The 13,482-nt window shown below is 37.0% G+C and carries 9 protein-coding genes and 1 pseudogene; 8 read left to right on the top strand and 2 right to left on the bottom strand.

Features of this window, described 5'->3' with window-relative positions:
* Window positions 1–53: 53 nt before the first annotated feature.
* Complete coding sequence (locus CD147_RS02740; RefSeq protein WP_103165919.1) at window positions 54–635, top strand: DUF805 domain-containing protein; 582 nt, start codon at window positions 54–56, stop codon at window positions 633–635.
* Window positions 636–726: 91 nt separating this feature from the next.
* Here the strand turns inward: CD147_RS02740 and CD147_RS02735 are convergent, their stop codons facing one another.
* A complete protein-coding gene (locus tag CD147_RS02735) occupies window positions 727–2,331 on the bottom strand; it encodes a MutS-related protein (protein WP_103165918.1) in 1,605 nt (534 codons plus the stop codon).
* Between the two features lie 433 nt (window positions 2,332–2,764).
* On the opposite strand from CD147_RS02735, the gene CD147_RS02730 reads away from it, so the two are divergent.
* A complete protein-coding gene (locus CD147_RS02730) occupies window positions 2,765–4,195 on the top strand; it encodes an MDR family MFS transporter (protein WP_103165917.1) in 1,431 nt (476 codons plus the stop codon).
* Between the two features lie 38 nt (window positions 4,196–4,233).
* Window positions 4,234–5,478, top strand: a complete 1,245-nt coding sequence (locus tag CD147_RS02725; protein WP_103165916.1) for an ArgE/DapE family deacylase — start codon at window positions 4,234–4,236, stop codon at window positions 5,476–5,478.
* A 262-nt stretch (window positions 5,479–5,740) separates the two neighbouring features.
* Here CD147_RS02725 and CD147_RS02720 read toward each other — a convergent pair whose 3' ends face one another.
* On the bottom strand, window positions 5,741–6,559 hold the full coding sequence (locus CD147_RS02720) for an alpha/beta fold hydrolase (RefSeq protein ID WP_103165915.1): 819 nt from the start codon (window positions 6,557–6,559) through the stop codon (window positions 5,741–5,743).
* Window positions 6,560–6,849: 290 nt separating this feature from the next.
* On the opposite strand from CD147_RS02720, the gene CD147_RS02715 reads away from it, so the two are divergent.
* From CD147_RS02715 to CD147_RS02695, 5 genes and pseudogenes are all read left to right on the top strand, one after another.
* Window positions 6,850–7,359: a YfiT family bacillithiol transferase gene (locus tag CD147_RS02715; protein WP_103165914.1), complete on the top strand. Its 510-nt coding sequence runs from the start codon at window positions 6,850–6,852 to the stop codon at window positions 7,357–7,359.
* A gap of 265 nt (window positions 7,360–7,624) precedes the next feature.
* On the top strand, window positions 7,625–9,235 hold the full coding sequence (locus CD147_RS02710; protein WP_103165913.1) for a xylulokinase: 1,611 nt from the start codon (window positions 7,625–7,627) through the stop codon (window positions 9,233–9,235).
* Between the two features lie 60 nt (window positions 9,236–9,295).
* Window positions 9,296–10,534 (top strand): annotated as a pseudogene (locus CD147_RS02705) (MFS transporter); the annotation flags it as partial.
* A gap of 15 nt (window positions 10,535–10,549) precedes the next feature.
* The gene (locus CD147_RS02700) at window positions 10,550–11,332 is read left to right on the top strand and encodes a glucose 1-dehydrogenase (protein ID WP_103165911.1); all 783 of its coding nucleotides are present in this window, start codon (window positions 10,550–10,552) and stop codon (window positions 11,330–11,332) included.
* 343 nt (window positions 11,333–11,675) lie between these two features.
* Window positions 11,676–13,379 (top strand): ABC-ATPase domain-containing protein, encoded by a 1,704-nt coding sequence (locus CD147_RS02695; protein ID WP_103165910.1) that lies wholly within the window; start codon window positions 11,676–11,678, stop codon window positions 13,377–13,379.
* Window positions 13,380–13,482 lie beyond the last annotated feature (103 nt).

Raw genomic sequence — 13,482 nt, 5'->3', positions numbered from 1 at the left:
TGTAATTTCAGTGTGATACGATGAAAGAAAGTCGAATAAAGGAGTTATTATATATGAACCCTAAAGTAACATTTGGAGAAGCCTTTAGATTATTTTGGAAGAATTATTTTAATTTCCGTGGACGTTCGAGACGTAGTGAGTATTGGTGGATGCAACTATGGCATCTTATTTTTTTCTTGCCAGCAATATTTATATATCTTATTTCATTAATAGTAGTGATTTTAGCGGTATCTGTCCATGTAGAAGACGGTGGAATAGTGGGTATTTTAGGAATTATGTGCGCCGGTTTATATATTCTACTATACGGGTTAGTCATCATTATCCCACAACTTGCATTAAGTGTAAGACGGTTCCATGATACAGGCCGAACAATGTTTGTGCCGATATTACTCGTTGCCTTAGCTATTTTTACAAATATTTTTCAAGTTGTATGGGAAGTTAATGATCCGAATTTAGAAAATGGGTGGCTATTACTAGCGCTTACTATATTTAATATTATTGTAGGTATTATTTCCATTTATCAAATTGTCATTACTTGTCTCAATAGTAAAATTGAGAAAAATAAATATGGCGTAAGCCCAAAATTTAAAAAGCTCCCTGAACATAGCGCTCACGAGGAGAGACATTCAAACTAAATCTATCATTCTAAATAATCAAGCTCCGGTTGACCTTAAACATGTCAATCGGAGCGTTTCTATATAAAAATGTTTCATGTAAAACATTGTATTATTGTTCTTTAACTTGTTGCTTTGCACGGTTATAAATTTTGTCTGGGAAACGGGTAATACGCAATAATTCAATCGCATTACGTGTATTGGCTTTGCCTTCTTTAATTTTATAATCAAAGTGAATTTCATGATGTTCAATCGTTTCATTAAAATGATAATTGAGATAATCTGGTTTCAATAGCTCAGATAACTCAATGTCATGGGTAGCAGCGATAACTCTATATTGTGGTAATTCATGTAAGTACGTTAACACTGATTCCGATGCTGCAATACGTTCAGTCGTATTTGTACCTTTAAAGATTTCATCGATAAAACAATATACTGGTGTTCCGGTTCCAATGTCGAATAGACGTCGTATCGATTTAAGTTCTGCCATGAAGTAGCTATCGCCTGATAATACATCATCGGCATTTGCCATGGACGTATAGACTAAACCGGGTTGATAATTAAACTCGTCGGCTGTCGCTGTATTGATAGTTTGTGCAAGTATCAGATTGATTGCTACGGCTTTCATAAATGTGGACTTTCCTGATGCGTTTGACCCAGTTAATAGAATATTGTGGTTAATGTTCAAATCGTTTGCCACTGCATTTTCCAATAAAGGATGAACTAGGTTTGTGAATGAGATGCTTTGGTTCTTGGAAAAGGCAGTCGGCTCACAGTACGCGTCTAGGGTGCGACGGTACATGGCGAGTGAATAGTGATTGTCTAGGGTGCTAACGTAATCGTAGCAAGCTAGGACTTCGTCTTGATATTGATAATATGTATGTTGGATGGTATGAAAGAGGAAGTAGTCTACCATAAAGGCCATCTTGAGTAACATGACGAATGCGCCACCAATGTCTTGATCGCCGGCTGTACCGAGTAAGCCACTAAAGAAACGTGCACCTTTAAAGTGATTAAAGTTAGTGGCAACGTCTGGTGTGCCGTCAATCTGGTCGAGATGATATCCTTCTTTAAGTACGTTGGCAGTATAGAAGAGTGACTTTAAATCTTGGTCATAGGTACGTTTTAATATGCCTGATAAGATGATGTTAAGGAGTACTGCAAATATAGTGATAAGCGCTCCAACTGAAGGTGAAAATAATAGCACAATCAGGCCAATAAATGGTAAAAATGGGCATAGCATAAATAGATTTTGGCGTTTAATCGGTTTAAGTTGATCAGGGAAGATAGGATAAACCACTTTACCTATCGATGCGAGACGATAAGAAACGTTCACGCGGAAATCTTGGTCGTTATTGAAGCGGGCGATTAATTCGTGTTGGCCGACTTTAAACATTTGGCGTAAGGTAGCATACCAACGCATTTCCCCGATTGCCGTAAAGTTAAAGTTGCTACGATGAAAGACCTCTTCAAGGTTAAGATCTGACCACGTTTTGTCGTCAACTACTTTAGAATGTTGGTTACGATAGAGTTCGAATTGATAGTTAAAGCGTGAGTTGGGGCGAATAAAGCTTTCTAATGGTTGCTTATTCTGCCATAGTTTATGAATTTTAGTAATCAATTTTCTTTTATTTGAAAATGAAATCGCAAAATTGACGATTGATCCTAAGATGATAATTCCAATTACGAGAAGTGCATAAGTCTGATAGATAGTCATATTGAACTCCTTGAAAATTTTGTATTTTTTACAATTATTTCATAGTTAGAAAGAATATACAAAAGTGCTTAAAGTTGACGATATAGCTGTTGAAAATTAAGCGTGGGAGTAAAAGTAGGGGGCGATTGTGAACAGTTGAGCATTCACATTAACCATTTAAGAATAAAAGGTCTTTTTTTGAAGGAAATTTGGTATTATTGGAAAGGTATTTATAGAGGAAGTTGACGCATACCTATCCCTAAATATGTATTTAAATAACTTACACCCAATAAAATTGTTAATTGAACACATCGCGCAGTCTTACTTCCTCTTGAGAGAGCGGCTACAGAAATTTATTTCTGGTCCGTTCTCTTTTTTGAAACATTTTAGTTTGCCTGGCTAAATAAAAATGCTACCATTTTATAATGTAATTAGTTTTAAAGGAGTATTATGTATGGAGAATAGTCAAATGAGTATAGCGAAACGAAATACGATTGTGTTAATTATGCTCATTAGTGCTTTCGTTGCTATGCTAAATCAAACAATACTTAACACAGCATTACCGGCTATTATTAGTGGCTTAGGTATATCAGAATCGACAGCACAATGGTTAATTACAGGCTTTATGCTTGTGAACGGAATCATGATTCCATTAACCGCTTTCTTAATGGATAAATATCCGACGCGTAAACTTTACATCTTCTCAATGGCTGCCTTCCTTATCGGCTCTATTCTAGCGGCCATGTCTCCGGGATTTGGCATCTTAATGGTAGCGCGTGTCGTTCAAGCGGTCGGCGCAGGCATCCTATTACCGCTTATGCAATTTACAGTCTTCACACTATTTCCAGTTGAAAAAAGAGGATTTGCGATGGGTCTTACAGGTATCGTCGCACAATCAGCTCCAGCTATTGGACCTACATTAACGGGTTTATTAATCGACTTCTATAGTTGGAGAATGCCATTTTACATCGTAGCAACCATCGCCATTATCGTCTTTGTTATAGGTTATTTCTTCGTGGAAAATAGTAATCAAACGAAACCTGCCGTCTTAGATAAACGCTCTGTGGTTTATTCTACTTTCGGATTTGGCTTAATCCTCTTTGCGTTTAGTAGTGTGAGTACGTTTGGCATTACATCGCCCATCGTTATTTTAAGCTTTATTGTAGGCATGCTAGTTGTAGTTATCTTTTCAATGCGTCAACTCAAGGTGAACCACCCGTTATTAAATATTCGAGTGTTTAGTAACCGCACATTTACATTATCTGCGGTGGCATCTATGTTAGTGTTCATCGGCATTGTAGGACCAGCCTTATTAATACCTATGTATGTTCAAACGGGTTTAGGTTTATCGGCTGTGTTATCTGGTTTAGTCATTTTACCTGGAGCCGTATTTAACGCCTTTATTTCAGTCTATACAGGTAAGATTTTTGATAAATATGGTATACGTGTATTAGCTATTCCAGGATTTATCTTATTAATTATAATGACAATTCTGCATATCTTCTTAACGGTAGATACACCATTTTGGTATGTTGTAACAATTTACGCTATTCGTATGTTCTCAGTTGGTTTACTTATGATGCCACTGAATACGATAGGATTGAATGCGTTAGACAACAAAGACATTTCACACGGCACAGCAATTATGAATTCTGCACGTATAATTGCCGGCGCAATGGGTACTGCTATTAGTATGACCATCTTAGCTATTGTAGCGAAACGTTATACAACTTCTCCTCATACTGGTCTTTCAAAAGAAGCTATTATGAGAGAATCAACGGTACATGGGGTAGATGCAGCCTTTATCTTCACGACAATTTTAATTGTCATCGCATTTATTATTACTTTATTCATTAAAGACAATACGAATCATGACAAGTCTTAAATGATATGTAATCTTAATTTTGAAAGGAAGTACAAACTATGAAAAATGTATATTCAGAACAAGAAAAAGTTCAATTATTGGCAGATATTGTTGAAATGAACACCGTCAATGGTAACGAAATAGAAGTTGCGAATTATCTTAAAGATTTATTTGAAAAGCATGGAATCACTGCAGAAATCGATGAGATTGAAGATCAACGTGTAAACTTAGTTGCCTCAATTGGAGAGGGTCACCCCGTTGTAGGTATTTCAGGTCATATGGACGTTGTATCTGAAGGGGACCCAAGTGATTGGACGTATCCTCCGTTTGAACTTACTGAAAAAGATGGCATGTTATACGGTCGTGGAACGTCAGATATGAAAGCCGGATTAATGGGCTTAGCGATTACAATGATTGAACTTAAAGAAAATGATGCCTTGCCTAAAGGAACAATTAAATTTATGGCTACGGCGGGTGAAGAAAAAGAACAATTAGGATCAGCTCAATTATATAAAAAAGGCTATATGGATGATGTAGATGCCCTGATTATTGCTGAACCTTCTGAACAAAATATTGTGTTTGCTCATAAAGGGTCAATGGATTACAAGATTACATCTAAAGGTCAAGCAGCACATAGTTCTGTACCTGTTCTCGGTAAAAATGCAATTAAACCATTAATCGATTTTATTCAAAATATTGATGAAGAATATGCGCGTATTTCTCAAGAATTAAAATGTGAAAAACTTGATTTCTCAGATGTTATTGAACGTTTTAGCACAACGTTACTTAAAGATAGTGGTTTAGATGTGGAAGAAGTTAAGCGTGTTATTTCTGGTCTAGTGATTAGTAATACAATCTTACATGGTGGTAATCAAGTTAATTCAGTACCTGATTTGGCAACGGCTGAATTCAATATTAGAACTGTGCCAGAATATGATAATGATATGGTTAAGGAATTATTCACAAAATATCTAGAAGAGATTAATAAACAAGGTGGTAACTTAGAAGAAGATGTCTATTTAGATTTAGACCCAGTACTTACAACTGGTGATAATGACTTAATTAGAGTAGGTCAACAAGTAGCTAAAAATGTATTTGGACAAGATGTGGTTGCGTCACCAACTGTAGGTGTAACGGATGCGTCTAACTTATTACGTGATAAAGATGAGCATTTCTCATTCTTAATGTTTGGTCCTGGTACTGTACCTCATCAAGTTGATGAACATGTGAATAAAGATAAATATCTTAAATTTATCGACTATTATACAGAATTAATCACAACATATTTAAATAAGGCTGAGTAGTATTTTTTAAAATAGTATATGTAAGATAAATTCTATAATTATAGGCTTAAAGGTGAAATTACATCATCTTTAAGCCTTTTTATTAATACGTCGTATTGATTGGCTCGCTTTCCGAGGAGGATGGGTCGAGCCTCGGTCTCGCCGCTCATCCTATTTCCTCAGGAGTCTCGCCAACAATACTACGTTAGTTACATGTAATTTTATAATAAAACACTTAAAAATAATATATTTCTCATATTTAATAAAGAATTCGGGTATGACGCTATGTTCTGTCTTTATAAAACTGGATGATGTGATTTAATACTTCGTCTTGGTGTGTGATTTGTAGCCAATGTCCGGCGTCTTGCACAACTTGATAGTCAAAGTGGTTTGAGACATAGTGCCAAGAAGCGGCCATTTGATCAACTGTTAACGCCGGATCTTTCTCACCAATTAACCCTAGTGTTGGTACGTTAACACTACCAAAGCCTCGCATTAACATCGTATAATTACGACGATACCAATTTAACGCTGCTGTTAAGCGGTTTGGACGTGACAAACGACGCTTCCAATTATCATGCAGTGTGCCACTTTCATCCATAAATTCTAACATTTTATAGTCGAAGGCAGAGAGTGCTTTTTCCGATACATTCTTAATTAGGAAAAGTGGGACATACATACCTTTTAACACTTGTGATACGCCCCCATAGCGAAGATAACCATTAGGATGGCCTACACTCATAGCCACATAACTTTTCACAATGGTTGGATAGTCGTGTGTAAAGAGCCAACCTAAAAATGCGCCCCAATCATGACCTATAACATGTGCTTGTTTAACATCTAATTGTGTTAACAAGTTAAATAAGTCTTTTGAAGATGAATGTATATCGAAGTTATCAGGAATATCTGTATCGCCATAACCTTTTAAGTCAGGAGCGATAACTCTATAACCTTGTTCAACTAATTTAGGTATAAAGTTAAACCATAATTCTTTTGAATCTGGAAAGCCATGTAATAATAAAACGGCTGGCTTATCTTTATTACCTTCATCAACATAAGCATAGTTGATACCATCTATATTAATATACTGTGTTGTAAGCATATGCTACCTCCTTTAATTATCTAATATTATTTATACCCTATCTGGTCTCACTCAAAGAGATAATTCACTTAAGGTAAGACTGACGTTTGTCTGAAGTAAGTGGGAGGGATGTCTAATAAATATTGGTATATCAAGGTTCGAGTATTTCATTAATATAATTTCAATTATGAGTTCCAATATACTTGAGAGATATCAACGACATACTATGTATTTAGCATTGGCTTTTAATTTTCCAAAATAAAGGGTACAAACAAACGTAAACAAAAGATAACTATGAGGGGGAGCTAACTATGGACGTAAGATTTCCAATCGGTGAATTTCAACCACCAGAGAATCCAACATTAGTAGATGTAAAACAATGGATGAGTGAAATTGAAGTATATATTAATCATTTAAAAGAAACGGTAACTAATCTAAATGAAGCACAACTAAAAAAACAATATCGAGAGGGTAGCTGGACGGTCAATCAACTAGTACACCATATTGCAGATTCTCAAATTAACTTATATGAACGTTTGAAAATGGCATTAACATCAGAAGGTGTAACGGCATTCATGTTCGATCAAACACGTTGGGTCGAATTGCCAGATTCCTTCTTACCTGTTGATATTTCAGTCAACATTTTAGAAGGTTTAAATAAACGTATCGTAGAAATGGGCAATCACGTAACTAATGAAGACTTATCGCGCAAGATTACATTATCAGATGGCTCTGATGTTACAGTAGCTGAATTATTGAAGAAGCTATCATGGCATGAACGTCATCATTTAGAACATATTAAAATCGCATTATCAAACTAATTCTACCTATAACTACAACTTAAGAATGATATTTTTATAATGTGATTTTTTAAGACAAATTTAAATAAATAATGGTTAAAAGTTGCGGACAAAGTCTTCACTAAAGTAGCGAACACCTTTATCTCATTGATGTAATTCGTGGATAAAGGTGTTTTTTTACTTTAAAAATTTAAAGAATGAAAAAGTTTCTCTTGTTTCATGAAATTTTCATGTGCTAGGATGTATCTATGATAACGTTTTCATAAAAATAAAGTGAGGTGAGACGATGAATAATACAGACATTAAACGCTACATAGAAGAAGGTAATTTAACGGTAGGGATTGAGTTTGGTTCTACCCGTATAAAAGCCATCGCGATTGATGACCAATGTCAGACACTTGCTACAGGTTCTTTCGAGTGGGAGAACAGCTATGAAAATGGCTATTGGACATATTCCATGAACGATGCATGGGTGGGTATCCAAAAAAGTTATGGTGCTATGACTCAAGCGTTAAAAGAGAAATACGATGTAACAGTAACGCAACTCGCATCATTAGGTATTAGTGGTATGATGCATGGTTATTTATCGTTCGATGAGAAAGATGATTTACTTGTACCATTTAGAACATGGCGCAATAATAATGCGAACGAAGCTGCTGAAATCTTGCGTAAAGATTTTCAAGTCAATATCCCTGAACGTTGGAGTATTGCACAACTTTACCAATCAGCGATAGATCAAGAAGCGCATGTCGGTCAAGTAAGTTACATGACAACGCTCGCAGGTTACATCCATTGGTACTTAACTGATGAGAAAGTCCTTGGTGTAGGCGACGCTTCAGGCATGTTCCCGATCGACATTGAAACACAAGATTATCGCCAAGATATTATTCAACGTTTTAACAAGCTCTTCTCTGAAAAGGGGTACACCCAAGATATTCGAGATATCTTACCTAAAGTAGTTGTAGCGGGTGAGTATGCGGGGCGTCTAACAGAAACAGGGGCTAAGTTAGTCGATCCAAATGGTGAACTACAAGCAGGTTGCCCATTATGTGCGCCAGAAGCCGATGCGGCAACAGGTATGGTTGCGACAAATAGTGTGGCGCCTAGAACAGGTAATGTATCAGCAGGTACAAGTATTTTCTCAATGATTGTTCTCGAAGAACCAATTAAAGATGTCTATCCAGAAGTAGACATTGTAACGACGCCAGATGGATACGAAGTAGCCATGATTCACGCTAACAATTGTACGTCAGATATTAATGCTTGGGTCGATTTATTCGGAGAAGTATTAGATACGATGGGCGTGAAATACGATAAGGGAGAACTTTTTACGAAATTATTTGAAAGCGCTTTAAAAGGTGACAAAGATTTAGGTAAATTATTATCCTTTGGTTATATTTCAGGTGAATTTATTACGGATGTTCAACATGGTTATCCAATGTTAGTACGTTCAGTAGATAGTAATTTTAACTTAGCTAATTTAATGAAAACACATATTTACAGTGCATTCAGTACATTGAAAATTGGTATCGACTTATTAAAAGAAAAAGAAAATATCCAAATTGATTCCATGTTCGGTCATGGAGGCATTTTCAAAACTGAAAAAGTTGCCCAATCGTTCCTAGCAGCTTCACTTCACAGTCCAGTGCGTGTGATGCAAACGGCAAGTGAAGGTGGCGCCTGGGGTATCGCAGTATTAGCTCGATATATGATTGAAGAGGAATCAACAAACTTAGCTACATATCTTAATGATTTCGCCTTCAAAGGTACAGAATCGACAACAATTGAGCCAACTAAAGAAGAAATTGAAAGTTTCGAAGCTTATACAGAACGTTTCAAACAAGGCATTCCACTTGAACGCCTTGCACATGAGCAATTCAAGACAGATAAACAATAAGTATTACACTAAACAAAGGTAGAAAGTGGGATTACGGTGTCTAATGATATACAAAAATAAGATCGTCAGTTTTTAGGATTACCTATGGTGTTAATTTGGGGTTATGTCGCTGTAGCAATTTTTATGACGGGCGATGGATTTGAACAAGCATTTTTATCTAAATATATTGGCAGCCTAGGCTACACTCAGTCAGAGGCTGGTAGGGTATTAGCAGTTTACGGCTTAGTGGTAGCCGTTGCATCATGGATGTCAGGTGTGTTGGCAGAGATATTCAGTCCACGTCGCGTAATGACATTTGCATTTATTATGTGGATTATCTTTCATGTCGGTTTCTTAACATTAGGATTGGCACAACAAAACTATGCGATGATGTTAATCATGTATGGTATTCGTGGCGTTGCATATCCAATGTTTATTTATAGTTTCGTAGTATGGATTACATATTCATCACCTAGTTACAAACTCGCTTCGGCAATGGGTTGGTTCTGGGCGATGTATTCAATTGGTATTGGTGTGCTAGGTTCATATTTACCAAGTTTCACAATTCCAGTTATTGGTGAAATGGGAACATTATGGTTCTCACTTGTCTTCATCGTAATTGGTGGACTTATGGCAATGTTCCTAGTTAAAGATAAGAAAGGCGAAGACGTTGAAGCAAAACGCATGTCTAAAAAGGAAATCCTAGGCGAATTTGGGCGTGGTATTACAATTCTAGGCAATAAACAAGTTGCGGTAGCTTTCGTAGTACGTATTATTAACCAATTATCTCTATTTGGTTTAGTGGCATTCTTACCACGTGTCTTTACCGAAGATTTCGGCTTTACAACGTCTGAATGGCTGCGTGTATGGGGGCTTATGTACGCCGTAACCATCTTTACTAACTTATTCTGGGGTATCGTCGGAGACAAAATTGGTTGGGTACGCCAAGTACGTTGGTTCGGCTGTGTTGGTATGGCAATTTCAACATTGGCATTCTACTACTTACCAGCGTGGAGTGGTCCAAACTTCTTTGTTACAACACTAATTGCCTTAATGTTAGGTTTCGCAGTAGCAGCATTCGTGCCAATGTCAGCGATCTTCCCAACATTAGTACCAGAACATAAAGGTGCGGCAGTATCAATTCATAACTTAGCAGCTGGCTTAAGTAATTTTATTGGGCCATCAATTGCGTCAGTAACATTGGTATTTGCCTCAGCAGAAGTAACAATTTGGGTATACGCAATTATCTACATTATTGGATTTATCTTAACGTTCTTTATGAAAGTACAACAACCATCAAAGCAAGTTCATACAAATTAGAAGGGTGAGAGAAAAATGACAAACATTATTGATCAATTTAGAGTAAATGGAAAAGTAGCAATCGTAACAGGAGGCGCAATGGGTCTTGGTAAAGCAATGGCTGAAGCATTAGCACAAGCTGGTTCAGACATCGTTATTGCCGATATTAAATTAGACTTAGCACAAGAAACTGCAACTGCAATTGCGGAAAATGAAGGCGTAAAAACAACAGCATTAAAAGTAGACGTTACAAATCCTGATGACGTTACCAAAATGGTTCAAGACGTTGTTAATGAATATGGCAAAGTTGATATTTTAGTTAACAATGCTGGTATGACAATTAACGAAAAAGCTGAAGATGTTTCTTATGAAAACTGGCTAAAAGTGATTAACTTGAACTTAAACGGTGTGTTCTTAGTAGCGCAAGCAGTAGGTCGTCAAATGATTAAACAAGGTTACGGTTCAATTATCAATACATCTTCAATGTCAGGTTTAATTGCCAATAAACCTCAAGAACAAGCGTCTTACAATGCTTCTAAAGCAGGCGTAATTATGTTAACGAAAAGTTTAGCAATGGAATGGTCTAAATATGGTATTAAAGTGAATACTATTGCGCCAGGATATATGAAAACAGCGTTAACTAAACCAATGTTTGATACAGGTGGCGAAATGATTGATTACTGGATGGGTGCAACTCCAATGGGTCGTCCAGGTATGCCTGAAGAATTAGGCGGTATCGTAGTTTACCTAGCTTCTGATGCTTCATCATTCGCACAAGGTAGTGTCTTCACTATCGACGGTGGTTACACTGCGTTATAATGTGTACATTAATACGATAAATACTATTATTTGAATATATAAATAACAAAGTCATCTCTACGGATTAGCGCTAGAGATGGCTTTTTAATAACTAATTTTCTATTATACTGTTACTCTGTATTGATTAGCTCGCGTTCCAAAGGGGATGGGCCGAGCCACGGTCTCGACGCTCATCCTATTCCCTCAGGAGTCTCGCTATCAATACTTCGTATAAACATGTGGTTCCCCATCAATAATTTTTGTAGAAAACAAAAGCCATATTTAACTAATTTTCTATATGAAGTTATGGGATGGGTGTAGGTTGGGTAAACTGTAGTTAGACACTTTGAACGGAGGAATCATAATGAAACGCGCTAAAGAACTTGAAAAGACGTTAAAATCCTTAGATGGACAGAAGTATGGTGCTTATAAAAAAACTAAAGGTACCTATGCCTTTGATCAATTTCGTCTTGCGATAGATCATGTCCAAGTCGATCCTTTCGCACCACCTTCCAAAATGCAACTCTTCATTGAGCGCTCTACTACCCAAATTCCTAACGATTTATTAGACACGAAAGATAAACGTTTAGCCGTAGCTGATTTTTTAACGCGTACATTTAATCAACAAGCGCAACGTTTTAATCATAGTGTTAAAGGTTCAGGCAAAAACGGTAAAATCTTTATCGACCACTGTGGCCAAGAGATATTAGAACGTACGGCTGTAGTGATTCATGATAAAGAGATAGAAGTTAACATTGAAGTTGGCATGCCAGCTACAGGCCGTAAGATTCTTGGAAAAGCAGCAGCCCATACGTTAATCCAAGGCTTACCACAAATCGTCGACCAAGCGTTAATATATCAACATATTAACCAAGACGCATTACACAAACAAGTTGAATTAAAATTAGATCAAACGTATATAAGAGAACAACTTCAACAACAAAACTTAGTTGCCTTTGTAGCCAATGATTCAGTTTTACCACGTAAAAGTGGTGTCTCAGATGAACCTATGAAAGGCGCTATTCAATTTACAAGTCCTAAGAAATTCGAAACGACATTTAATCTACCAAGTGGTCGGGCAGTCACAGGGATGTCTATTCCAGAAGGTATTACGCTTATCGTAGGTGGTGGTTATCACGGTAAATCCACATTACTAGAAGCGTTAGAACGTGGTGTCTACAACCATATACTTAATGACGGGCGTGAGTTGGTATTAACACGTGAGGATGCAATGAAGATACGTGCCGAAGATGGACGTAGCATTCAAAACGTGAACATCCAACCGTTTATTAATAATCTACCTGGCAAGAAAGATACGACACGCTTTTCAACTGAAAATGCGAGTGGTAGTACGTCTCAAGCTACAAATGTGATGGAAGCGTTGGAAGCTCAAACATCGTTATTACTTATCGATGAAGATACATCTGCCACAAACTTTATGATTCGTGATGGACGTATGCAAAAGCTTATCGCGCCTGATAAAGAACCAATTACACCATTTTCTAGTAAAGTGAAGCCACTGTATGATGATTATAAGGTTTCAACAATCTTAATCGTAGGTGGTTCTGGTGACTATTTCGATGTGGCTGACCAAGTGTTGATGATGGATGAATACCACTTGAAAGATGTGACAGATGATGCTAAAGCTATTGCCGATACGGATGATTATAAGCGCACGACAGAGTCAAACGACCACTTTGGTGCTATTCCATCTCGTGTACCTTTAGGTAATTCATTTTCCAAAAAAGGGAAAGATGATCGTTTGAAAGCGAAAGGTCTGCATACGATTACGTATGGTAAAGAAGGCATCGATATTTCTGGTCTGGAACAATTAGTGGATGCTAGTCAAACGAATGCCTTAACGGTCATGATAGACTACTTTAGACGTCATGCGATAGATGGCCACACTAGCTTGATTGAAGCGACGAATCAAATGTATGAATTGATTGAAAAAGATGGACTTAGTGCGGTATCAAACTTTAGCGGACACCCAGGCAATTTAGCCTTACCACGTAAACAAGAATTTATCGGTACATTAAATCGCTACCGAGGATTAAAAGTGAAGTAGAAAGCAAAAGGGAGCGGGACAGAAATCTAATGTAATTTCAAAGATTTCGTCGTCCCGCCCCGGCAAGGTTGACTAGAAATGAAGAAAGTGAGGCTCGAACGCA

Origin of the sequence: Staphylococcus devriesei, assembly GCF_002902625.1 — a bacterium.
Classification (GTDB): domain Bacteria; phylum Bacillota; class Bacilli; order Staphylococcales; family Staphylococcaceae; genus Staphylococcus; species Staphylococcus devriesei.
The sequence above is the reverse complement of the archived record's forward strand: the minus strand, read 5'-3'. Positions and strand labels throughout refer to the sequence as shown.